The sequence below is a fragment of the Pseudomonas californiensis genome, from assembly GCF_021147775.1.
Lineage (GTDB): Bacteria > Pseudomonadota > Gammaproteobacteria > Pseudomonadales > Pseudomonadaceae > Aquipseudomonas > Aquipseudomonas californiensis.
Map to the genome: position 1 here is coordinate 75,546 of NZ_JAGTPK010000002.1, position 22,170 is coordinate 97,715.

The following is a 22,170-nucleotide window of genomic DNA, read 5'->3' on the forward strand; positions in this document are numbered from 1 at the left end:
CGGTCATCGGCCGACGCTCTCAGGCGCTCGCCAGCAAATCCAGCCGGGTTGAGTCCAGCACGTGGATGCTGGCACCCGCGACATCCTTGGCGAAGTGTTTGGCCTGTGATGCCAGGTCGGCGAGCTGGCTGGCGTTGACCTGGTTACAGCTTTCTTCGCGCAGGTGCACCACGCCAATCGACAGCGAGAGCAACGGGAACTCCTGACGTTGTCCCTGGCGATTCAGCCCCACAAAACAACCTGCTTCCAGATGCTCTGCGCGATAGAAGCGGCGGCACTGGTTCTGGAAGTCATCGAGCAGGATGTGCAGGCGCTTTTTCCACTCATCAAAGCCCAGCACCATCAGGAAATCATCTCCGCCGATATGTCCCACAAAATCCCGGCTGGGATCGACTCGGTCGTTCAGACATTGCGCCAGGCACAGCAATACTTCATCGCCCCGGGCATAGCCGTAGATATCGTTGAAAGGCTTGAAGCTGTCGATGTCCACGTAGCAGATCATCGATTCGCGCTGTTGCTGCAGCAGGCGTGTCAGGCATTGCTGAATGGGCACATTGCCAGGTAACAGGGTCAGCGGATTGGCGTAGCGCGCCTGCTGAATCTTCAGTTCGGTGATGAGCTTCAACACATCGATCACCCGTCCCAGGCCCAGGTAGGCACCATTGAGCGTGATGATGAAGTCTTCTTCGATTCGCTGACGCGCACGGCTGGTGAGCAATCGGCTGACCTGCTGCAACGACTGGCTGACTTCGACTGCCAGAAAATCTTCACTCATCAGGCGGCTGATCGGTTTGCGGGCAAACAACTCGGTGCCAAAGGGCTTGAGCAGCGCCTCGGACAGTGAATGCCGGTGCACGATGCCGCAAGGCCGTTCGTGCTCGTCCAATACCGCGAGCGAATTGAGGTTGGCCTGTTTGCGGAATGCTTCAAGCACCTCTGCAGTGGGCGTGTTCTGGCTGACCGACGGCTGCGGGTTGAGCAGGGCGCTCAGGTCTGCAACGTCTTCATTCAAGGAGGCAATGGCGGCCTCGGTATCGGGCAGCATGTTACGTGTGTCGCGTGGCGGGCGTTCCTGAGGACGAGCGAGCAGATAACCCTGCACCAGGTCCACGCCCATGTCTTTTAGTGTTGCCAACTCTTCAGCCAGCTCAATGCCTTCGGCAATGACAATGGCTCGGGATGCTTTCGCCATGTGCAGCATGGAACCGACGAACTCGCGTTTCACCGCATCCTGATGAATGCCGTCGATAAAGTGCCGGTCGATCTTCACGTAGTCGGGCCGCAACTCAGACCACAGGCGCAGCCCCGAATAACCCGCGCCCAGATCGTCCAGCGCGATGGAAAACCCCATATCACGGTAATGATGCAGGGCTTTGTACAACAGATCGAAATCATCGGTCGGCATCTGTTCTGTCAGCTCGATCACCACATTGTTTGGCGCGATGTTGTAACGACGCAGCATTTCAAGCGTTCGGCCTGGCGGGTGTGATGTTTCGAGCAGCGATTCGGGCGAGACATTGAGGAACAGTTTGCCAGGCAGCTTTTGCTGGCTGAAACGACGACAGGCACTTTCTCTGCAGGTCAGCTCCAGTTCGCTCAGGCGACCCGCCTGGCGGGCCACGGCAAACAGATTGAGCGGCGAATGCAGTGCGCTGTTGGATGGGCCACGTGTCAGGGCTTCGTAGCCCAGGATGCGTCGCTCCGACAACGAGACGATGGGCTGGAACAAGCTGTGCAAGTCACGACGAGCCAGAATGGAACTCAGTGCGCTCAACTGTTCGGCTGCGGTCATGGTCATCTCTATGGCAATAAAAAAGGGCTGAACGCAAATGCGATTCAACCCCATATTTCACGACAGCTTCATGACTGTTTGATGACGGTTGCTGCTAATTAGCCACCCCATCAGCCTGTCAGTTTTATTTCTTGGCCACCGATGCGCTCAGGCCCAGGTAGTCGATCAGGATTCGACCTGTTTCAGCGAGATACGCATCGTCCTCTGGCTTGGTTTTCTCGTCTTCGACCGGAAGCGCGTCCTCGTCTTCTTTCTTCAGCTCTTTGAGCGGTTCTTCGCCCTTGGCTTTGCGACGGGTGTTTTCCAGTGCGAGTTGCTTGCCTTCGATGGATGCATGTTCGGCACGGCGATCGGCTTCATTGAGGCTGACGGTTTTCTCGCTCATCAGCTTCTTGGCCAGCGCAAGACGGTCTTCGATGAAGACGAACTCGGCATCCTTGGCAGAACGCGACTCATGGCGTGCCTGCAACTGTGCCAGGAACGGCTTGAACGGATCGACCGCGGGCTTGATGGCTGGCTTGATGCTGTCCCATGGCATGGCTTCAGGCAGCGCGCTCTCACCGATTTCCTTGGTGTCGATCAGCGACGGATAAGTGATGTCCGGCACGACGCCCTGATGCTGGGTGCTCTGTCCGGAAACCCGGTAGAACTTGGCCAGTGTCAGTTTCAGTTCGCCGTGGTTCAGCGGCTGAATGGTCTGCACGGTGCCTTTACCGAACGTTTGACCACCGATGACCAGAGCACGATGGTAATCCTGCATGGCGCCCGCGAAGATTTCCGACGCCGAGGCAGAGAGGCGGTTGACCAGCAGCGCCATCGGACCTTTGTAGAAGGCGCCCTTGGCTTCATCTTCGAGCACATCGACCTTGCCGTCCGCGTTACGCACCAGCACGGTTGGGCCGCGGTCGATAAACAGGCTGGTCAACTCGGTGGCTTCCTGCAACGAGCCGCCGCCGTTGTTGCGCAGATCCAGCACCACGCCATCGACCTTCTCGGCCTGCAGCTCGGTCAGCAGTTTCTTCACGTCACGCGTGGTGCTCTTGTATTCAGGATCGCCAGCACGGTAGGCCTTGAAGTCCAGATAGAACGCCGGGATATCAATAACGCCCAGCTTGTAGTCCTTGCCGTCCTGCTTGAGGTGCAGGATCGATTTCTTCGCTGCCTGCTCTTCGAGTTTCACCGCTTCGCGAGTGATGGCGACAATCTTGCTGGTCTGGTCGTTGGGTGCATTGCTGGCCGGAATGACTTCCAGACGAACCACGGAGCCTTTCGGACCACGGATCAGCTTGACCACTTCATCCAGGCGCCAGCCAATCACATCGACCATTTCCTTGTCGCCCTGGGCGACGCCGACAATCTTGTCAGCCGGAGCGACCTGCTTGGTCTTGGCGGCGGGACCTGCTGGCACCAGACGCACGATCTTCACGTTGTCGTTATCGCTCTGCAACACGGCGCCGATGCCTTCCAGCGACAGGCTCATGTTGATATCGAAGTTTTCCGCGCTGTCAGGCGACAGGTAGTTGGTGTGCGGATCGTACGACATGGCGAAGGTGTTGATGTACGCCTGGAAGATATCTTCGGCGCGTGTCTGATTAAGACGGGCCAGTTGATTCTTGTAGCGCTTGGTCAGCGTTTCCTGAATCTTCGCCGGGTCTTTGCCCGCGATCTTCAGGCGCAGAACTTCATCCTTGACGCGCTTGCGCCACAGTTCGTCCAGTTCGGCGGTGTCTTTGGCCCAAGCGGCGTCCTTGCGGTCGACCAGCAGGGTTTCCTTGGTATTGAAGTCGAGCTTGTCGACCCCTTTACCCAATTCGGCCAGGGCGAAGTCCAGACGCGCCTTGATGCGGTCCAGGTAACGTTTGTAGATGGTGAAGCCCGGGTTCAGATCGCCGCTCTTCAGGAAATCATCAAACTGGAACTGCCACTTGTCGAATTCGGCAATATCGCTGGCCATGAAATAGCTTCGCGAAGGGTCCAATTGCTTGATGTAGCTCTGATAGATGATCGCTGACCGCTTGTCGTCAAGGGGCGGCTTGCTGTAGTGATGTCGCTTCAGCAACTCAACGACGTTGAGGCTGGCAATCACTTCATCGCGGTCCGGCTGAAGGTTATCCCAGCTGTTGGCGGCAAAAGTGCTGGCTGACATCGGCAAAACGCTCAGGCCGACAAACAGTGCAAGGGCGGTACCAGGGAATAGTTGCTTCATGCTGATTCGACGCGAGGACAATTGATAACGCATATTAGGCCGTCTTTGAGGTCGCCGGTTCCTTTGGACCCGGCCGCATAATGCAAAAGCCCGGGCAAACAGCCACGGGCTCAGTCTGGACTCACTATGGAGGCACTGTGAAGGCATTGCAAGGCGTTGAAGGACACGTGGAATGGGTCGAGGAGCCAAGTCCGGCCCTTGATGTGGGGCAGGTTCGTATCAAAGTCGCTGCGGCGGGTTTGAATCGGGCCGATCTGTTACAGCGTGCAGGCATGTATCCACCGCCTGCAGGCGTTACCTCGGTGCTGGGGCTTGAGTGCTCGGGCGTGATCGCGGAAGTCGGTCCAGGCACGTCCTGGCTGGTCGGCGACCGGGTTTGCGCGCTGCTGGCGGGCGGGGCGATGGCCGAAGAAGTGGTGGTCGATGCTCGCCATGTGCTGCCCGTTCCGGAAGGCCTGTCGTTGCACGAGGCAGCAGCTATTCCGGAGGTGTATGCCACGGCCTGGCTGAATCTGTTTCAGCTCGCAGGTTTGAAGGCGGGTGAAAAAGTCTTGCTGCACGCGGGTGCAAGTGGAGTTGGTTCAGCGGGTATTCAGCTTTGCAAAGCGTTCGGCAACCCGGTCTGGGTCAGTGTCGGTTCGACTGAGCGCTTGAACTACTGCGTTGCGCTGGGTGCCCAGGGCGGAGTGGTACGCAGCGAAAGTCTTGAAGCGCTGAATGACTTTGCCCCGTTCAATGTCATCCTTGATCCGGTCGGCGCTAATTACGCGGAGTTGAACGTCAAGCTGCTGGCTCTGGACGGCCGCTGGGTGCTGATCGGTGTGATGGGCGGTCGGGACGCGAAGGTCGATCTGGCGCAGGTGTTGGGCAAGCGGATACAGCTGATGGGCTCGACGCTGCGCAGCCGCGACGAAACGTTCAAGGCTGATTTGCTGCGTGACCTGGGTCAGCACGTCTGGCCGTTGTTCACGGAAGGCCGCCTGAACCCCCAATTGGCGAAAACTTTTTCGATCAACGACGCCGAAGCGGCGTTCGAAGAGTTGGCCACCAATCAGGTGTCGGGCAAGATTGTGCTGGTGATCGACGAAAGTCTGGTGTGATCAGCGCCTGAAAAAAAGATAGCGGTCCCCGGGGTAATCCGAGGGGCCGCTTTTTTTTGGCGCGCGCCTGTTCAGTTCCAGCTGTGCACCGGCCAGCCAGCCGTCTCGGCGTGCTCGCGCAGCACGGCGTCCGGGTTCACGACATGCGGGTGGTCGACCCTGAGCAGCAGCGGCAGGTCATTTCGCGAGTCCGAGTAAAAACTCGCACCTTCAAGGTTTTCCCCTTCGGCATCCAGCCACTCCATCAGGCGGGTGATCTTGCCTTCGCGGTAAGTCAGCACGCCGACCGTGCCGCCGGTGTAAACGCCGTGTTGCACGTCCAGCTCGATCCCCAGCACTTCGTCGATGCCCAGGCGCTCGGCGATGGGTTTGACCAGATGCACACCCGACGCAGATATCACCAGGATACGATCGCCCTTGGCACGGTGCTGCGCGATGGATTTACAGGCATCGCTGTAGATGATCGGTTCGATGAAGTCTTCAACCCACGGCCCGACCAGATGATCGATTTCTTCCGGCGTGCGTCCCGCCATGGGTTCAAGGCTGAACGCCATGTAGTCTTCCATCGCCAGTTGACCTGCACTGTAGGCGGCCATCAGTTCGTCATTGCGTTGCATGAACGAGACCGGATCGACCCAGCCCAGGCGGCCCATCTGCTCGCTCCACAGCGTCGCGCAGTCGCCGCCGATCAGGGTTTCGTCCAGGTCGAAAATTGCTAGAGCCATTTGCTCCTCCTAGAGGTTGTTGAATCAGGTGGAGGCCAGCCGGCCTTGCTCAATCCAGGGCACAGAGCGCCGAGGGTTCAATGTTCAGCGTCACACGGCGGCCATCGGGATGCAGATCATCCGCGCTGCGGTTCAGTACGTCGACCACCAATTCCACGCCTCGGGCCTGAACCCGGTAGCGGATGACGTTGCCGAGCAGGCTATGACTGCGCACTTCACCTTCCAGTTCGCCTGTCAGGCTCAGTTGAATGGATTCGGGGCGGATGGCGATGCGGCTGTTGATCGGGCGCTGCATCAGACGGGTCGCGGCGTCAGGTTCCAGCAAGTTGTAGTTACCGATGAAACCTGCGGCAAAAACGTCCACCGGTGCGGTGTACAGGGTTTCAGCGTCGCCGCTCTGGACGATACGGCCCTGGTTCATCAGGAAAATGCGGTCCGACATGGTCAGCGCTTCTTCCTGATCATGGGTGACGAATATCGTGGTCAGGCCCAGTTCGCGCTGGATGGCGCGGATCTGTTCGCGCAGGTGTTTGCGAATCCGTGCATCCAGCGCCGACAGAGGTTCGTCGAGCAACAACAGGCGCGGCCGCGTGACCAGCGAACGGGCAAGGGCAACACGCTGGCACTGTCCGCCGGACAACTGATGCGGGTAGCGTTTGGCGAAATCGTGCAACTCGACCATCTTGAGAATTTCGGCAACACGCGCCTGACTCTCTTCGGCGCTGACCTTCTGCATGCGCAGGCCAAAGGCTACGTTCTGCTCCACAGTCATGTTGGGAAACAGCGCATAGCTCTGAAACACCATACCGATGCTGCGTTTTTGCGGAGTAAGCGGTACCAGGTCCTGGCCATCGAGCAGAATGCGTCCGCTGTTGACCGAGGTCAGGCCAGCGATGCAGCGCAGCAGCGTGGATTTGCCGCAGCCCGAAGGGCCGAGCAGGGTAACGAACTCGCCTTTCGCTATGGTGCAGTTGATGTCACTGAACACGGCGGTGCTGGCGTAGCTTTTCTGCAGGTTTTCAATGCTGACAAAACTCATTTCAGTCTTTGTCCTTGTTCAGTCGGTTGGCGGCCCAGGTCAGCACCAGCACAAAGAGGAAGTAGGAAATCACCAGCGCACTGTTGAAGTGCCCACTGCTGTTACGCATGTTGTTCAGGTAGACCTGAAGGGTTTCGTAGCGGGTACCCACCAGCAGGTTGGCGAAGACAAATTCGCCAAACAGAAAGGAAAACGACAGCAGCAGGGCAATCATCAGACCTTTGCGCAGGTTCGGCAGCACCACGATGAAGGCAGCCTGCCAGGTGCTGGCGCCGAGCAACTGGGCAGCGTCCATCAGATCGGTCAGGTTGATTGCTTGCAGGTTGTTGGTAATGGCGCGGTACATGAAGGGCAGGGCTACCGTGAAGTAGCAGCCGATCAGAATCCAGGGTGTGCCGACCATCGCCATCGGTCCTGAGCCGTAGAGCTGCAACAGACCCACCGAGGACACCACCGGTGGCACCGCGAAGGGCAGCAGAATCAGGATGTTCATCAGCCCGTCGAGGCGCGGAAAGTGGTAATGCACCACAAACAGCAGTGGCAGGATCAGCACCACCGAGAGGATCAAGGCGCCCACGCAGACCAGCAGCGACTGGCTGAAAGCCGCCAGGAATCGCGGATCGCTCCACAGCGCCACGTACCATTTGAAGGTCAGGCCGCTGGGCAGAATGGTGGCCGACCAACTGGTGGAAATCGAATACAGGAAAGTGCCAGCCAGCGGCAACAGCAGCACCAGGAACAGCAGATACACCACGGTCTTGTGGTAAACCCCAGCGGGCCCTTTTTCAACGCGTGACATGGTAGCTCCTTCTCAATAGCCACTGATGGACCACTGTGACCAGTGTCATGAGCCCCACCAGAATCATCGCCAGAGCGCTGGCCATGTTTGGATCGAGGGTGATGTCGCCCGCAACCATGGCTGCGATGCGGATTGGGAGGACGTTGAAGTTGCCGGTGGTCAACGCATACACCGTGGCATAAGCCCCCAGTGCATTGGCCAGCAAAATCACGAAGGTGCCCAGCAACGCCGGGGTCAATACCGGCAGGCCGATGTACCGCCAGAACTGGAAGTTGCTGGCGCCCAACAAGGCAGCCGATTCGTTCCAGTCCTCGCGAACGGCATCGAACGCCGGGTAGAGCAGCAATACGCCCAGCGGGATCTGAAAGTAGGTGTAGAGAATGATCAGGCCTGTTTTGGAGTACAGGTTGAAGTCGTCGATGATCCCGACATCCTTGAGAATCAAGGTCAGTGCGCCGTTAAACCCCAACAGGATGATGAACGCGAACGCCAGGGGGACACCGGCAAAATTGCTGGTCATGTTGGCGAACGAATTGACGAAGTCGCGCAGGCGCGAGTTCACCTTGCGCAGTGAGTAAGCACCCAGAATCGAAATAATGATCCCGAACAGACTCGACCAGAAACTGATCTCCAGACTGAACTGCATGGCCTGACGGTAAAAGCGCGAACTGAACGCCTTGCTGAAGTTTTCCCAGCCCCAACCGCTGTCGCTTTGCAGGCTGTGGATCGCCACCCAGCCGAGCGGGGCGATCTGAAACACGATGAAGAACAGTGCAAAAGGCACCATGCACAGCAGCGCCAGCCATTTGCCACGAGTGAAGGTGGTCACTTGAGTATCCCCCGGCACACGGGTTTATCGTGAGGCACGCCCAGCAGCTCGCAGATCGTGCCGCAGAGTTCGGTCTGTCGAGGCTTGGCATCCACGTTGAAGTTGAATGCATCGCCGAATACGAACAGCGGCACCTCGCGTTCCTCTGGCAGCAGACCATTGTGCGAGCGGTCGTTGTTCATGCCGTGGTCAGCGGTGACCAGTACCTGATAACCCGCATCCAGCCAGCGCTGCAGGTAATCGGCCAGGATGATGTCCGCGCTTCGGGCGCTGTTACGGTATTGCGCCGTGTCGAGACCGTGCTTGTGCCCGGCGTCGTCGATGTTCATGGGGTGGATCAACAGAAAGTTTGGCGCATGCTTGAGCCGCAAGCTCTCGGCATCGGCAAACAGGTGCGAGTCCGGGTAATGGTCGACCCAGTAAAACAGCCCGTGCTGGATAGCCAGTTCGGGTGCGTCTGTGTGCCGGTCGCGGGCAGCGTCGAACGGGGTGCGGTTGTACAGCTCGCTGATCCAATGGTAGGCCGCGGCAGCTGTGGTCAAACCTGCGTCGCGTGCGTAATGAAACACGCTGCGCTGGTTCGAGAGGCGTGAAACGTTGTTGTGAACGATACCGCTGTCGATCGGCGCGACGCCGGTCATGATGCATTCGTACAAAGGGCGGGAAAGCGCTGGCAGCTCGCATTCCAGCTTGTATAGCGCGGCACGATTGGCATCGTGGTACGCCTGAAGATGGCCCATTGCATGGCGTGCCACTTCGTAGTTCAGGCCATCGAGCACAATCAGGATGACGTTGTGTTTCATGGGCGACTCGCTTGGGCGAAGGTTATGACAGGACCCTTGGTGGGCAGAGCGGCTCGCCCGCACAGACTGCGTAAGGGGTTACACAACCTGTGGGGGCGACTTCATCCATGAGGCGCTGGAGGAATCAGTTCATCTCGATGATGACTTGCTCGTTCCACTTTTGAGGCAGGGACTTGGAAGTCTTTTCCCAGGCCGCCGGGTTCTTGATCGGCGTCACGTTCTTGTACTGCTCGTTTGGCAGCAGCTTGGCCTTCACGTCGTCAGGCAGCGTGACGTGCTCGGCACGGATCGGACGCGCATTGCCTTTGGCCAGGTTGATCTGACCCGCGTCGCTGAAGATGTATTCGCGCGTCAATTTGGCTGCGTTCGGGTGCTTGGCGTATTTGTTGATGATCGTGGTGTAACCGGAAATCACCGAGCCGTCCGATGGGATCAGCACCACGTAGTCATCCGGGTTAGCCATCTTGGCCTTGTAGCTCAAGCCATTGAAGTCCCAGACCACGCCGACTTCCACTTCACCTTTCTCGATGGTCTGAATGGTCGGGTTGGCCAGCGACAGGCGTTTCTGTTTGGCCAGTTCGGTGAACAGTTGCAGGCCCGGTTCGATATTGGTTTCGTCGCCCTTCATCGCGAAAGACGCGGCCAGCACGCCATTGGCCGCTTGTGCCGCTGTGCTTACGTCACCGATCGACACCTTGTATTTGCCAGTCTTGAGGTCGGCCCAGCTTTTAGGCACGTCAGAGCCGTGCAGCAACTTCTTGTTGACGATGAACGCAATGGTGCCAGTGTAGGCCAGCGCCCAGTGGCCGTCCGTGTCCTTGGCCCAGGACGGGACTTGATCCCAAGTGCTTGGCTTGTAGGGTTGGGTCACACCTTTGGCCGCGGCGATGGGGCCGAAGGCTGCGCCCACGTCACCGATGTCGGCGCTGGCGTTGTCTTTTTCCGCATCGAACTTGGCCACTTCCTGCGCCGAACTCATGTCGGTGTCCATGTGCTTGAGACCGTACTTGGCTTCCAGGTCGGTCCAGGTGCCTTTCCAGTTCGCCCAGTCATCCGGCATGCCGACGCTGTTGATTGCGCCTTCAGTCTTGGCAGCTGCTTCCAGTGTCTTGAGGTCTGTGTCCGCAGCCATGGCTGCCGTGCTCATGGCAATGGCTGAACCGAGGAGTGATGCCAACAAAAGATGTTTCATTCGAAGCTCCTAGTGCACTTCTTTACTGAAGTGTTCGTTGCGGATGGTTTGGTCTAGATCAGCAATACCTGAGCCAAGTTAGGCCAGTTGCATGACATTTTCGTGTCGCGCGTGGAAATTGATTCCAATCTGCCTGCATTTCTGGCGGGTTGCGGGCTAAGCGTAGACCATTGCAAAGTGCCTGTATCTCAAGGGCTTGCGCGGTGTTTTCGAGGGGGTTGGCATGGATCGTGAAGCACCTTGTCACACGACAGTCACACAGCCGGCCTAGGCTTGCGACGACAGCTGAAAGGGCGTTGGCGGCATCAGGGCATGCCACGAAGGTGCACTGGTCTAGACCAGATAGGTGCGAACATGCGCGAAGATGTGCCACGAGCGGTAACAACTATTTGTCATGCGTTGCAGGAGCAGATCGAACACGGTCTGTTGCCACCGGGCAGCAAGCTGCCTGCCGAGCGCAAGTTGAGCGAGGTTTTCGACACCACCCGCATTACGCTGCGTGAGGCACTGGTGCAGTTGGAGGCGCAAGGGCTTGTGTATCGAGAGGAACGGCGCGGCTGGTTCATATCGCCGCCGCGACTGGCGTACGACCTGATTCGTCGCAGTCATTTTCACGCCATGGTGTCGGCCCAGGGGCGAGTTGCGCAGACCCAGGTCCTGTCGGCTCGCTTGCAACCGGCGTCAGCGATGATCTGCGAGATGCTTGGGCTACCGGCGTTGTCCAGCGTGATTCAGATTTGCCGGGCCAGGCGTATCGATCAGCGGTTGGTGTTGTATGTGGAGCACTACCTGAAACCGGAATTCTTCCCCGGCATTCTTGAGCACGACCTTAATGAGTCGCTCACCGAGCTGTATGCGCGCTGTTATGACCTGCGTTACGGACAGGTACGTTTCGATGTGATGCCTACCGCCTTGCATGCCGACGCGGCGTCAGCCCTCAAGGTGTCGCTGGGCAGCCCTGGCCTGCGCATTGCGCGCATCAACCATGACCAGAACGAGCGGTTGATCGACTGCGATCTGGAATACTGGCGCCACGACGCGATTCACGTCAGCGCGATGGTGCGCGATATCTGACGGCGTCAGACAAGCCTTTCGAGAATCTTGAAAGCAGCCTGTTCCCGATAATTAAAGCCGACCGTCTACATCAACTCGACGATGATCATCAGCATCGAATGGAAAGTGTCCATGACATTCACCACCATGACTCGGACACTCGTGAGTCTGGACGGGTTGGGTCATGGCACTGGAGGAGCTGACACCCTTGACAGGCTGCCGATATCGCTCGCACACAACAGACGTGTCTGCGAGCGTTCTGCCCGGCTTCAGTGGCTCAAGGCAGCTCGTGGCTGGCGTAGAACGCGCTCAATACCTTGACCAAGTGCGCCAGGTCGTGGCTGCCGGCCAGTTCGCGGATCGAGTGCATGGCAAACGTCGGCAGGCCGATGTCGACCGTACGAATACCCAGATGGCTGGCGGTGATCGGCCCTATGGTCGAACCGCAGGCCATGTCGCTACGCACCACGAAGCTTTGTACCGGGACTTCTTCAGCCATGCACAGGTGGCGGAAGAAACCGGCCGTTTCGCTGTTGGTGGCATAACGCTGGTTGCTGTTGACCTTGATCACCGGCCCGGCGTTGAGTTTCGGGCCGTGGTTGGCATCGTGCTTGTCTGCGTAGTTGGGGTGTACCCCATGCGCGTTGTCGGCCGAGATCAGCAGTGATTTCTGGATGGTGCGTACGTAGTCCTCGCTGCTCGGCAGCAGGCGCTGAACGATCTGCTCCAGCATCGGGCCATCTGCACCGCAAGTGGACGACGAGCCGACTTCTTCGTGGTCAGTGCAGACCAGCAGCACAGTTTCGTCGCTGTCAGTGTTCAGTAGGGCTTGCAGGCCAGCGAAGCATGACAGCAGGTTGTCCAGGCGGGCGCCGGAGAGGAAGTCACCGTTGAGACCCACCACCGCAGCGCTCTGGGTGTCGTAGAAACTCAGCTCGTAATCAAGCACCACGTCGGCATTCAGACCATGCTCGCGGGCCAGTTGGTCGGTGAGCAGCGCGCGGAAGTCCGCTCGCTCATCACCGGCTACTTGCGCAAGGATCGGCGGCAACTCGTTCTGGGCGTTGATGGCCCAACCTTCGTTGGCGGTGCGGTTGAGGTGAATGGCTAGGTTGGGAATGATCGCAATCGGCAGCTTGAAGTCGATCAACTGACTTTCTACCTTGCCATCACGACGGAAAGTCACTCGCCCGGCCAGCGACAGGTCGCGGTCGAACCACGGCGCCAGCAGTGCGCCGCCGTAGACTTCGACACCCAGTTGCCAAAAACCCTGACGCTGCAATTCCGGTTGCGGTTTGACGCGCAGGCACGGGCTGTCGGTGTGGGCACCGACCATGCGGATGCCGCCGGTCAAGGGTGACTGTCGGCCCATCCGGAACGCGACGATGGAGGAGTCGTTACGGGTAACGTAATACCGGCCGCCGGTTTCAACCGACCACGTGTCACGCTCGTCCAGACGCTGAAAACCAGCGGCTTCGAGGTGTTGCACCAGAGTGGCGGTGGCATGGAAAGGGGTAGGGGACGCCTTCAGGAAATCGATGAGGCCTTTGTTCAACTCTTCGCGCATAACTAGCTCCAGACAGCAGTGGCGCGAGTTTACCGCATTGGCCTCATCGCTGCCTCACGCACTCGGCGAGACAGCACGCAGGTGGATCAGAACGGCGCGGGGCAATTGAACGTCAGGCGCTCGCCCGAGACCGGGTGAGTGAAGCTCAGCATGCTGGCGTGCAGACACAGACGCGGGTAGGCCGCGAGCGCTTCAGGATGGGCATACAGCCCGTCGCCGAGTAAAGGATGCCCGATCGACAGCATGTGCACGCGCAATTGATGCGAGCGACCGGTGATCGGCGTGAGCTCGACCCGGCAATGGGTATCGTAACGTTCGACAATCTTCCAGAACGTCAGGGCGTGCTTGCCCGCCTCGTGATCAACCACGTGGCGCGGTTTGGTCGGCGGGTCGTAGCGCAACGGCAGATCGATACTGCCGCTGTCCAGCGTCGGATGGCCCCAACACAAAGCGGTGTAGGCTTTTTCGGTTTCGCGGTCATGAAACTGGCGCGACAGTTCACGGTGCGTGTCAGCATCGCGAGCGAGCAGAATGATGCCCGAGGTTTCCCAGTCCAGCCGATGGACGATCCGGGCTTCGGGGTAACCGTTTTCCTGCAGGCGGGTAATCAGGCAATCCTTGTTGTCATCGGCACGGCCGGGGACGGAAAGCAGCAGGGTTGGCTTATCGATCACCAGAACAGCAGCGTCCTGATGAATGATGCGGATGTTCGACAACGGCATGCAACGGCCTCGAAACGCTAGAAACGCCAACGGCGGTATGGGCGCCACTCCCGCAGGAGCACGCCGATACCGCCGCAGACGATTGCCTGATCAGCGATCGGGCAGGGTGATATTGAGTTCCAGAATCGAACAGCTGCCCTGGCTTTCCAGAGCGACCTGTACCTGATCAGACTCGATATTGACGTACTTGCGGATCACTTCCACCAGTTCTTTCTGCAAGGCAGGCAGGTAGTCCGGGGTACTCCGCTGGCCACGTTCGTGGGCGACGATGATCTGCAGACGCTCTTTCGCTACCGAAGCTGTGCTTTCTTTTTTACGGTCACGAAAGAAGTCAAAAATATTCATTAATTACCCCCGAACAGACGTTCAAAGAATCCTTTCTTCTGCACATCCAGGAAGCGATGTTCCCGGTCTTTGCCCAGCAGGCGGTCAACAGCATCGCTGTAGGCCTGACCGGCGTCGCTCTGATCATCCAGAATGACCGGAACGCCCTGGTTGGAGGCCTTCAGAACGGCCTGGGACTCAGGGATAACGCCCAGCAGGGTGACTGCGAGGATTTCCTTGACGTCTTCCACACCGAGCATTTCGCCCTTGCTGACACGTTCAGGGTTGTAGCGCGTGAGCAGCAGGTGTTCCTTGATCGGGTCTTCGCCGTTTTCTGCGCGGCGCGATTTACTCGCCAGCAGGCCCAGCATACGGTCGGAGTCGCGTACCGACGACACTTCAGGGTTGGTCACGACAATGGCTTCGTCCGCGAAGTACATGGCCAGATGCGCGCCAGTCTCGATGCCTGCAGGTGAGTCGCAGACGATGTATTCGAACGACTCTTTCAGTTCCATCAGAACTTTTTCGACGCCTTCCTTGGTCAGTGCGTCCTTGTCACGAGTCTGGCTGGCTGCCAGCACGAACAGGCCTTCGATCTTCTTGTCCTTGATCAAAGCCTGTTGCAGATTGGCCTCGCCATTTACCACGTTGACAAAGTCATACACGACACGACGCTCGCAACCCATGATCAGGTCGAGGTTACGCAGGCCGACGTCGAAGTCGACGATGACTGTCTTGTGGCCGCGCAGTGCGAGGCCGGTACCGATAGCGGCGCTGGTGGTGGTCTTGCCCACACCACCCTTGCCGGATGTAACAACGAGAATCTTGGCCAAGGTGAATCACCCCTAGAGGAAAAGGACGTTTAGTCCCTGAAGAGCATCCCTTGACGCGGCGTTAGTCGAAGAGTTTCTGGAAACCGGGAGGCTGATGATCGAAAGCGTGGCCATAAGCTACTGCTTTCTTGTCAATAACCTGCCAAGAAGCAACACTTCTCGGGATTTCCTACAACCTTTGCTACGTTTTCGCGACGAATCAGAGATGCTTTGAAAATTGCGGCAGTATCCGTTAAAGACGAATGATGTTCAACACATCACCGGACAGGCTGACTTGTACCGGCGAGCCCCACAAAGGGTCTCTGCGCAGGTCCTCGGACACCTTGTATTGCCCGGCAATGGAAATCAGCTCGGCACTCAACTGCTGGCAGAAAATCCGTGCCCGCGTGTCGCCCTTGATGCCTGCCAGTGCTCTGCCGCGCATTGGGCCGTAAACATGGATGTTCCCATCGGCCAGAAGTTCCGCACCCGGACTCACAGGGGCGACCACAACCAGATCGCCACCCTGGGCATAAATCTGCTGGCCACCCCGTACCGGCGCCGTAATGATACGGGTCGGCTTGATGATCGGCTCGGGTGGTTTTTCAGGAATTTTCGGTGCCTCGACCTCGACCGGGTCGATCACGCGTTCGCGCGCGCCCGAGGGCGGCAGTACCGGCAGGTCGACAGCGATGGCTGCGGCGATGTCCTCAATGCGGTTGGCGCGGATTGCCAGCGTACGCAAACCGTGCTGACGGCAGATGCGCACCAGGCCCGGCAGGTCGACAGGGCCTTCGTTCGGCGCGAGCTTGTCCAAAGCCAGAATCAACGGTGTGTTGCTGAAAAAATTCGGGGCCTGAGCCACCTTCGCCGCCAGTTGACGGTCCAGCGCTTCAAGATTGGTGCGGGCCAGCTCCATCACAGTGATGGCAAGCATGCTGCCCTTGAGCTGAAATACGGGATCAGGGTTCTGCGATTCAATCTGGCTCATGGTGGGTATACACAACAGCTTGTCGCTAAAAGTGCCGAGACTTATAACGAGAACGCCCGCAGGCCGCAAGCCGGTCGAACCGTTGTAGAATGCGCGGCCTTTGTTCTGACGGAAGCCCAAATGGATCGCCCGCGCTTTAAAGCCCGTTTCCTTCACCCCCGTTTCTGGCCGCTGTGGCTGGGGCTGGGGCTTCTGTGGCTGATCGTCCAGTTGCCGTTTCGTGTTCTGATGCTCATCGGTCGGCTGCTGGGCGCACTGATGTACCGCGTAGCCACTGATCGAAAATATATTGCCTCGCGTAACCTGGAACTCTGTTTCCCGCACGTGTCGGCGGCCGAGCGCAAGCGATTGCTCAAGGAAAACTTCGCCTCCACCGGCATTGCCTTCTTCGAGATGGCCATGAGCTGGTGGTGGTCCAGAAAGCGCCTGGCAAAGCTCGCCCACATCGAGGGGCTGGAGCACCTGCAGCGTGCGCATCAGCAGGGTGAGGGCGTCATTCTGATGGCATTGCATTTCACTACTCTGGAAATCGGCGCGGCCCTGCTCGGCCAGCAGCACACCATCGATGGCATGTACCGTGAGCACAACAATGCGCTCTTCGATTTCGTACAGCGTCGCGGTCGTGAGCGCCATAACCTGGATTCGCTCGCGGTGGAGCGCGAGGACGTGCGCGGTATGCTCAAGCTGCTGCGCGCTGGTCGCGCTATCTGGTATGCGCCGGATCAGGATTACGGCGCCAAACAAAGCGTGTTTGTGCCGTTGTTTGGCATTCAGGCGGCGACGGTTACCGCGACCAGCAAGTTTGCCCGGCTCGGGCGCGCACGGGTCGTGCCGTTTACGCAGCAGCGTCTTGCGGACGGCAGCGGTTATCGCCTGGTCATTCATCCGCCACTGCAGGATTTCCCGGGCGAAAGCGATGAAGCCGATTGCCTGCGCATCAATCAGTGGGTAGAAAGGGTTGTTACTGAATGTCCTGAACAGTATCTGTGGGCTCATCGACGTTTTAAAAGTCGACCAGCCGGTGAACCGAAGCTATATAACAAACATAAATAAAAAGCGTCGTTGATCACCGAGGTCAGTTGTAGATGCCAGATCCTGCCGTAGCGATTCCCATTGCAAGCGATGCAGAGCCCGTTACCGGGCTCATTCTGTCAGGTGGTGGCGCCCGCGCTGCTTATCAGGTTGGCGTGCTGGCGGGCATCGCCGACCTCCTTCCGCCTGGCGCACCCAATCCGTTTCCAGTCATCGTCGGTACGTCCGCCGGGGCCATCAATGCCGTGAAGCTGGCCAGCGGTGCGCTGCATTTCCGTATCGCCATCCATCAGTTGACCGAGTTCTGGCAGTCATTTCGCAGCCATCAGGTGCTGCGCAGTGACTGGCCGGGTGTCATCCGTCAGGCAGGTCGATTTTTTGGCCGCAGCCTGACCGGGATGGGCCGCAACATCCCTGTTGCGCTGCTCAACAGTTCGCCGCTGCGCGACCTGCTTACCGAGCGGCTGGACCTGTCCGGTATCGATGAAGCCATTGATGCTCACCATCTGCGCGCGGTTGCGGTCACGGCGTTTGGTTATGAGTCGGGGCAGGCAGTCACGTTTTATCAGGGCCGAGGCACCATTGACCCATGGCTGAGACATCGCCGTATCGGCCGGCCGACACAGTTGACGGTAGAACATCTGCTGGCCAGCTCGGCCATACCTTTGCTGTTCGCGCCGATCAAGCTTGAGGATGAATACTTCGGTGACGGCGCGGTACGCCAATCGGCGCCGATCAGCCCGGCGCTGCACCTGGGGGCCAACCGTGTACTGGTGGTCGGTGTCAGTGGCAACCCACGCGGGCTGCAAGCCAAGCGACCTGCGCCGCGGCCACCCACGGGCGCACAGCCGAGCCTGGCGCAGATCAGCGGCCACATGCTCAACAGCACGTTCATTGACAACCTGGAAAGCGACATCGAACTGCTTGAGCGTCTGAACATGGCCAGTGCGATGCTGCCCGATGATCAGGTCAGACAGCCAGGGATGGCACCGGTGGACGTGCTGGTGATTTCCCCGAGCCAACCCCTTGATGAGATTGCCGCCCGCCACCGCCGCGAATTGCCTCCGGCGTTGCGTACCTTTCTGCGCGGGCCGGGTGCAACCAAGACCAGCGGCGCAAGCGTGCTGAGCTATCTGTTGTTCGAATCGGGTTACTGCAGCGAACTGATCGAACTGGGTCGCCACGATGCCATTGCCCAAGGCGCGGAGTTGAAACGTTTTCTGCGCCTTGACTGACCCACGCAGTGGCGGGTTTCGAATGGCCAGATCGGCAAGGAAGGTGCTGGCGGTCCTTGCGGATCTGGGGCTGCGTGGGGTAACGGCGTTACGCGGTCAGACGATCATTTCTGAAATCACGCAGAGCTTCTTCAATTTCTTCACGGGTATTCATCACGAATGGCCCGTATTGCACGATTGGTTCACGCAATGGCTTGCCGGCAATCAGCAGAACACGTGCGCCTTCGGTACTGCTGATTTGCAGCTCGCCTTCATCGGCGAGGCGCGCCAGGCGGCTGGTGCTGACGGACTGGTCGCTGCCTGCAACGTCGATACTGCCTTCATACACGTATAACAACGCACGATGCCCTTCTGGCAGGCGTGGGCTTATCTGGCCGCCAGCAGGCAAGTGAAAGTCGAAGTACAGCGGCTCGGTATCCGGACGCTGCACTGCGCCTTGCTGTCTTGTCTGACCGTCGTCGAATTCACCGGCAATCACCACCACCTCGACGCCCGCCTGGGTAGTCAGGCGCGGGATGTTTTCGGGCTGGATGTCCTGATAGCCGGCATCGCCGAGTTTGGTCTTGCCCGGCAGGTTCAGCCAGAGCTGGAAGCCACGCATTGCGCCTGCTTCCTGTTCGGGCATTTCGCTGTGGATCACGCCGCGAGCAGCGGTCATCCATTGCACGCCGCCGCTTTGCAGCAGGCCGACATTGCCCATGTGGTCTTCGTGACGCATGCGCCCTTCGAGCATGTAGGTCACTGTCTCGAAGCCGCGATGCGGGTGAGGCGGAAAGCCTGCGATGTATTCGTCCGGGTTTTCCGAGCCGAATTCATCGAGCATCAGAAACGGATCGAACTGCTCTACACCCTGGCCGCCGAATACTCGAGTCAGACGCACACCAGCACCATCAGAAGTGGGGCGGCCCGCGTGGACAGATAACACTTTACGAAATTGAGTCATGAAAAAAGCACTCCCGGTCAGATGACAATGGACACCATGGTATGCCTGTAGAATCGATTGATGGGTTCGAATAGTCGGGGAAACTGATCGTAATAGTCGATGTATCGCTATCCGGAAGGGCTATGGCTGCTTCAAGCTACAAATTATTGCCGAAAAAAAGGCCAGCCCGATAACTCCGGCTGGCCATTTTTTGATGCGTCTCGCTTACTCGGCGATCTGCAACTTGCGTGACTCGGTGTACACGTAGCGGACTTTTTCGTATTCGAATGGCGAGTTCAACTGACCGTAGCGGAAGCTGGTGACATAGCGACGGTCAATGGCCCGCAGGAGGGTGATTTCCGGGTGGTCGCTGCTGACCTGAGCGACGTTCAGGAAATTGATCGCCGTCTCGGCGGTGTAGTCGAACAACAGGCCGCCTGTATCACGCAGGTTCGACGGACCGAACAGCGGCAGCACCAGGTAAGGACCTGCAGGCACGCCATAGAAGCCGAGCGTCTGCCCGAAGTCTTCACTCTGACGCGGCAGGCCCATCATGGTCGCCGGGTCCCAAAGACCCGCGACACCGATGGTGGTGTTGAGCAGCAGACGCCCCGTTGTCTCCAGCGAACGCTCGCCTTTGAACTGGAACAGGCTGTTCAGCAGGTTGGGCACATCACCCAGGTTGGCGAAGAAGTTGCTCACGCCGCTGCGTACGAAGCCAGGGGTGATGTATTTGTAGCCATTGACGACTGGCAGGAACACCCACTCGTCGAAGCGATAGTTGAAGTGGTAGACCCGGCGGTTCCAGGATTCCAGCGGATCGTAGACTTCCAGCGCGTTGATGGACGCACGTTCGAATTCGCGCTGGTCCAGCCCCGGGTTGAACTGCAACGACTTGAGCGGTTGGGTGAACCCGTCCGCGTCCGTCTGGCGGGCCACGGTAGCCGGATGTTGTGCTTTGTTGCTGGTATCCGCGTCAGCGGCATTGACCGTACCGGCGCAGAGCAGGGCGGCAAGGAGTAAAAGACGTTTAGCCACGGAAGAACTCCAGCATGGCGTCGCTGTTGACGCGGTAATTGATGTTGCCGCAATGGCCGCCGTAAGGGTAAACGGTCAGGCGATCGCCAAAGGTCTTGCGCAGGAAGCCCAGATCACCGGAGCCCAGAATCACATCATCAGCGTTGTGCATGACGGAAATCTTGGTGTTGTTGTGCAGGTAATCCTTCAGTGCATATAGGCTCACCTGATCCACAAGTTGCAGCAGGCTGCCGCCATCTGTGCGGGCGCGCCACATCGGAATCACTTGTTCGGTGAGGTAGCAGTCGAAATCACACTGCAGGGCGCGTTTCAGGAACGGCGTCAGGCTGGTGCCTTCGGTGATCGGAAACTTCGGCGGGGTGATCAGGCCACGACGGTTGATCAGGTCGGACGTGAACGCAATGTCAGCCGAGGAGAAGCGGAACGAGGTACCGATCAGCATCGCCATCTGTTCGTTGGTCAGATGCTGCTTGGACTGCTGAAAGTCGAACAGCAATGCATCGTTGAGGTCGATGTAGCCCTTTTGGCGGAAGTAACGCGTCAGCTTGGCCAGCACCAGTTCGTAGAACGTCGTGGTGTTGTTGATGCCCTTGACGTTGGTCTGCACCAGTTTGTCGAGGTTGCTGATCGAGGTGTAGAGGTTGACCGGAGGATTGAGCAGCAGCACTTTCTTGAAGTTGAAGCTGCGACGGGTTTCGTCAAGCTGGCTGACGAACGCCGCGTTGAGTGCGCCAAGGCTGTAACCGGTCAGGTAATAGTCGGTGACAGGCAGTTGCGCCTGCTGGGCTCGGATGGCCTGCATTACGCGGTACAGGTCTTCTGCGTCATCCTTGGAAATGCCGGGTGTTGCAAAGCGTGAAGCCGAGCTCATGAAGTCGTAGCTGGTAGGCGACGATAACTGCACGACGTGATATCCCGCGCCGTAATACAGTTTTTTCAGGAATTCATTGATGGTGCTGTTGTACGGCGCGCCTGTGCCTGCGATCAGAAAGATCAGTGGCGCGGCGTGGTCCTGCTTGGCCAGACGGTAGTGCAGTTTCTTCACTGCCCAGAAGTTGTCCGGCAGCGTGAATTCACGCTCAGGGTGCAGATTGAGGGTGTAAACGTCCTGGTCGATGTCTTCATCATCGGGCAGGTCGGGGCGCAGATCGGGCGGTGTGGTCGCAATGGTCGCTTCAAACGGGTTAGTCAGCGGATAGCCATAAGTGGCGGGGTCGACAGTGGTCGCCAAAGCGGACGCACTTAAACACAGGCCACCTATAACGGTAGCGAAGCGCAGAAAACGGAGCATGACTAAATCCCTTGGGAAAGAAGTGCTGATGAGGTACGCAGGCTATGACCACTACTGTAGTGCCAAAGTGCCGCATTGACCGGCGAACCTTTGTAAACATGAGCGAACAATACACGTTCTGTGGAATTTACAATGCAGATCTGTGCCTTTTTTTCTGAACTGAACGTTTTGGCCTGCTTTTGGTGCATGACTTCCTGATTCGGGCAGGATTGGCTCCTGTCTGCGGTCAGTCAAAAGGGATTGCGAAAGCCGGGCTGAACGCCAGAAAGCACAAAGGAGAGCCTGAGCTCTCCTTTAATGTGGTTCACGTGCTCTTTTTATTGTTATAGGGCGGCCTGTTGTTGTTTTTGGCGACCTGTCCCTTTACAGCGTCTTGTGCGACCCCCATACGGGGTCAAGAGCAAACGTATTTTTTTGAGCGCTGATTCACTTTGATCCAATGCCTGCACAGCATTACGATCCAACCGGTTCTGCAGCTACCTTAAGGTAGTTTTATTGTTCTCTGTCCGGTTGCGAGATTCTCCAGGGAGAGTCTCTGTAAAGCGGGTCCACTCCAAAAAAATCTGTTAGCTGCGTCTCTGTCCGTGTTGTTCTTGTTATGTCAGAGCCGTTACGTTTTGTTTTTATTGGGTTGCTGCATGTTTTTTTATTTTTGTTGTGCAAGAGAGATAGCAGAACCTGTGCCAACTTTTTAAATG

General features: G+C 58.1%; 20 protein-coding genes. 4 read left to right on the top strand and 16 right to left on the bottom strand.

What is annotated here, in order from left to right:
- Positions 1-19: 19 nt before the first annotated feature.
- Both KDX37_RS02470 and KDX37_RS02475 read right to left on the bottom strand, forming a co-directional pair.
- Positions 20-1,792, bottom strand: a complete 1,773-nt coding sequence (locus KDX37_RS02470) for a bifunctional diguanylate cyclase/phosphodiesterase (RefSeq protein WP_231651087.1) — start codon at positions 1,790-1,792, stop codon at positions 20-22.
- Between the two features lie 124 nt (positions 1,793-1,916).
- The gene (locus KDX37_RS02475) at positions 1,917-3,998 is read right to left on the bottom strand and encodes a carboxy terminal-processing peptidase (protein ID WP_231651088.1); all 2,082 of its coding nucleotides are present in this window, start codon (positions 3,996-3,998) and stop codon (positions 1,917-1,919) included.
- 137 nt (positions 3,999-4,135) lie between these two features.
- Here KDX37_RS02475 and KDX37_RS02480 point away from each other — a divergent pair, with 137 nt between their 5' ends.
- Entirely contained in the window at positions 4,136-5,098 is a 963-nt protein-coding gene (locus tag KDX37_RS02480; RefSeq protein WP_231651089.1) for an NAD(P)H-quinone oxidoreductase, read from the top strand.
- 71 nt (positions 5,099-5,169) lie between these two features.
- Here KDX37_RS02480 and KDX37_RS02485 read toward each other — a convergent pair whose 3' ends face one another.
- From KDX37_RS02485 to KDX37_RS02510, 6 genes are all read right to left on the bottom strand, one after another.
- Positions 5,170-5,823: an HAD family hydrolase gene (locus KDX37_RS02485; RefSeq protein WP_231651090.1), complete on the bottom strand. Its 654-nt coding sequence runs from the start codon at positions 5,821-5,823 to the stop codon at positions 5,170-5,172.
- 49 nt (positions 5,824-5,872) lie between these two features.
- Entirely contained in the window at positions 5,873-6,862 is a 990-nt protein-coding gene (locus KDX37_RS02490) for an ABC transporter ATP-binding protein (RefSeq protein ID WP_231651091.1), read from the bottom strand.
- Position 6,863: 1 nt separating this feature from the next.
- Positions 6,864-7,661 carry an ABC transporter permease gene (locus KDX37_RS02495; RefSeq protein WP_231651093.1) on the bottom strand — a complete coding sequence of 266 codons (798 nt, stop codon included), beginning with the start codon at positions 7,659-7,661 and terminating at the stop codon, positions 6,864-6,866.
- Positions 7,648-8,448: an ABC transporter permease gene (locus KDX37_RS02500; protein ID WP_231651317.1), complete on the bottom strand. Its 801-nt coding sequence runs from the start codon at positions 8,446-8,448 to the stop codon at positions 7,648-7,650. Before KDX37_RS02500 ends, KDX37_RS02495 begins: the two co-directional genes overlap by 14 nt.
- A 38-nt stretch (positions 8,449-8,486) precedes the next feature.
- Positions 8,487-9,293 (bottom strand): alkaline phosphatase family protein, encoded by an 807-nt coding sequence (locus KDX37_RS02505; protein ID WP_231651095.1) that lies wholly within the window; start codon positions 9,291-9,293, stop codon positions 8,487-8,489.
- Between the two features lie 124 nt (positions 9,294-9,417).
- Positions 9,418-10,485 (bottom strand): ABC transporter substrate-binding protein, encoded by a 1,068-nt coding sequence (locus tag KDX37_RS02510; RefSeq protein ID WP_231651097.1) that lies wholly within the window; start codon positions 10,483-10,485, stop codon positions 9,418-9,420.
- Between the two features lie 354 nt (positions 10,486-10,839).
- Between KDX37_RS02510 and KDX37_RS02515 the strand changes: the two genes are divergently transcribed.
- Positions 10,840-11,559 carry a UTRA domain-containing protein gene (locus KDX37_RS02515; protein WP_231651098.1) on the top strand — a complete coding sequence of 240 codons (720 nt, stop codon included), beginning with the start codon at positions 10,840-10,842 and terminating at the stop codon, positions 11,557-11,559.
- Between the two features lie 256 nt (positions 11,560-11,815).
- Here KDX37_RS02515 and KDX37_RS02520 read toward each other — a convergent pair whose 3' ends face one another.
- The 5 genes from KDX37_RS02520 to minC form a co-directional block, all read right to left on the bottom strand.
- The gene (locus KDX37_RS02520; RefSeq protein ID WP_231651099.1) at positions 11,816-13,105 is read right to left on the bottom strand and encodes a M18 family aminopeptidase; all 1,290 of its coding nucleotides are present in this window, start codon (positions 13,103-13,105) and stop codon (positions 11,816-11,818) included.
- A gap of 86 nt (positions 13,106-13,191) precedes the next feature.
- Positions 13,192-13,827, bottom strand: coding sequence for an RluA family pseudouridine synthase (locus tag KDX37_RS02525; RefSeq protein WP_231651100.1), 636 nt, complete (start codon positions 13,825-13,827; stop codon positions 13,192-13,194).
- Positions 13,828-13,917: 90 nt separating this feature from the next.
- Positions 13,918-14,172, bottom strand: coding sequence for a cell division topological specificity factor MinE (gene minE / locus KDX37_RS02530; protein ID WP_002552653.1), 255 nt, complete (start codon positions 14,170-14,172; stop codon positions 13,918-13,920).
- Positions 14,172-14,984 (bottom strand): septum site-determining protein MinD, encoded by an 813-nt coding sequence (gene minD, locus KDX37_RS02535; protein WP_231651101.1) that lies wholly within the window; start codon positions 14,982-14,984, stop codon positions 14,172-14,174. The genes minE and minD overlap by 1 nt, the downstream gene beginning before the upstream one ends.
- A 232-nt stretch (positions 14,985-15,216) precedes the next feature.
- Positions 15,217-15,954, bottom strand: coding sequence for a septum site-determining protein MinC (gene minC, locus KDX37_RS02540; protein WP_231651102.1), 738 nt, complete (start codon positions 15,952-15,954; stop codon positions 15,217-15,219).
- 120 nt (positions 15,955-16,074) lie between these two features.
- Between minC and KDX37_RS02545 the strand changes: the two genes are divergently transcribed.
- Both KDX37_RS02545 and KDX37_RS02550 read left to right on the top strand, forming a co-directional pair.
- A complete protein-coding gene (locus KDX37_RS02545) occupies positions 16,075-17,007 on the top strand; it encodes a lipid A biosynthesis lauroyl acyltransferase (protein WP_231651103.1) in 933 nt (310 codons plus the stop codon).
- A gap of 32 nt (positions 17,008-17,039) precedes the next feature.
- Positions 17,040-18,221 (top strand): patatin-like phospholipase family protein, encoded by a 1,182-nt coding sequence (locus KDX37_RS02550; protein WP_231651104.1) that lies wholly within the window; start codon positions 17,040-17,042, stop codon positions 18,219-18,221.
- 88 nt (positions 18,222-18,309) lie between these two features.
- On the opposite strand, the gene KDX37_RS02555 is transcribed toward KDX37_RS02550, so the two are convergent.
- The 3 genes from KDX37_RS02555 to KDX37_RS02565 form a co-directional block, all read right to left on the bottom strand.
- The gene (locus tag KDX37_RS02555; protein ID WP_231651105.1) at positions 18,310-19,164 is read right to left on the bottom strand and encodes a pirin family protein; all 855 of its coding nucleotides are present in this window, start codon (positions 19,162-19,164) and stop codon (positions 18,310-18,312) included.
- 204 nt (positions 19,165-19,368) lie between these two features.
- Complete coding sequence (locus tag KDX37_RS02560) at positions 19,369-20,181, bottom strand: MlaA family lipoprotein (RefSeq protein WP_231651106.1); 813 nt, start codon at positions 20,179-20,181, stop codon at positions 19,369-19,371.
- A complete protein-coding gene (locus tag KDX37_RS02565) occupies positions 20,174-21,472 on the bottom strand; it encodes a serine/threonine protein kinase (protein ID WP_231651107.1) in 1,299 nt (432 codons plus the stop codon). Before KDX37_RS02565 ends, KDX37_RS02560 begins: the two co-directional genes overlap by 8 nt.
- Between the last annotated feature and the right edge of the window lie 698 nt (positions 21,473-22,170).

Coding starts and splice junctions, on each gene's coding strand:
- KDX37_RS02565 (WP_231651107.1), bottom strand. CDS start 21,472: ATGCTCCGTTTTCTGCGCTTCGCTACCGTTATAGGTGGCCTGTGTTTA.
- minC (WP_231651102.1), bottom strand. CDS start 15,954: ATGAGCCAGATTGAATCGCAGAACCCTGATCCCGTATTTCAGCTCAAG.
- KDX37_RS02525 (WP_231651100.1), bottom strand. CDS start 13,827: ATGCCGTTGTCGAACATCCGCATCATTCATCAGGACGCTGCTGTTCTG.
- KDX37_RS02550 (WP_231651104.1), top strand. CDS start 17,040: ATGCCAGATCCTGCCGTAGCGATTCCCATTGCAAGCGATGCAGAGCCC.
- KDX37_RS02500 (WP_231651317.1), bottom strand. CDS start 8,448: ATGGTGCCTTTTGCACTGTTCTTCATCGTGTTTCAGATCGCCCCGCTC.
- KDX37_RS02515 (WP_231651098.1), top strand. CDS start 10,840: ATGCGCGAAGATGTGCCACGAGCGGTAACAACTATTTGTCATGCGTTG.
- KDX37_RS02470 (WP_231651087.1), bottom strand. CDS start 1,792: ATGACCGCAGCCGAACAGTTGAGCGCACTGAGTTCCATTCTGGCTCGT.
- KDX37_RS02490 (WP_231651091.1), bottom strand. CDS start 6,862: ATGAGTTTTGTCAGCATTGAAAACCTGCAGAAAAGCTACGCCAGCACC.
- KDX37_RS02495 (WP_231651093.1), bottom strand. CDS start 7,661: ATGTCACGCGTTGAAAAAGGGCCCGCTGGGGTTTACCACAAGACCGTG.
- KDX37_RS02520 (WP_231651099.1), bottom strand. CDS start 13,105: ATGCGCGAAGAGTTGAACAAAGGCCTCATCGATTTCCTGAAGGCGTCC.
- KDX37_RS02545 (WP_231651103.1), top strand. CDS start 16,075: ATGGATCGCCCGCGCTTTAAAGCCCGTTTCCTTCACCCCCGTTTCTGG.
- KDX37_RS02505 (WP_231651095.1), bottom strand. CDS start 9,293: ATGAAACACAACGTCATCCTGATTGTGCTCGATGGCCTGAACTACGAA.
- KDX37_RS02485 (WP_231651090.1), bottom strand. CDS start 5,823: ATGGCTCTAGCAATTTTCGACCTGGACGAAACCCTGATCGGCGGCGAC.
- KDX37_RS02475 (WP_231651088.1), bottom strand. CDS start 3,998: ATGAAGCAACTATTCCCTGGTACCGCCCTTGCACTGTTTGTCGGCCTG.
- KDX37_RS02555 (WP_231651105.1), bottom strand. CDS start 19,164: ATGACTCAATTTCGTAAAGTGTTATCTGTCCACGCGGGCCGCCCCACT.
- KDX37_RS02510 (WP_231651097.1), bottom strand. CDS start 10,485: ATGAAACATCTTTTGTTGGCATCACTCCTCGGTTCAGCCATTGCCATG.
- minE (WP_002552653.1), bottom strand. CDS start 14,172: ATGAATATTTTTGACTTCTTTCGTGACCGTAAAAAAGAAAGCACAGCT.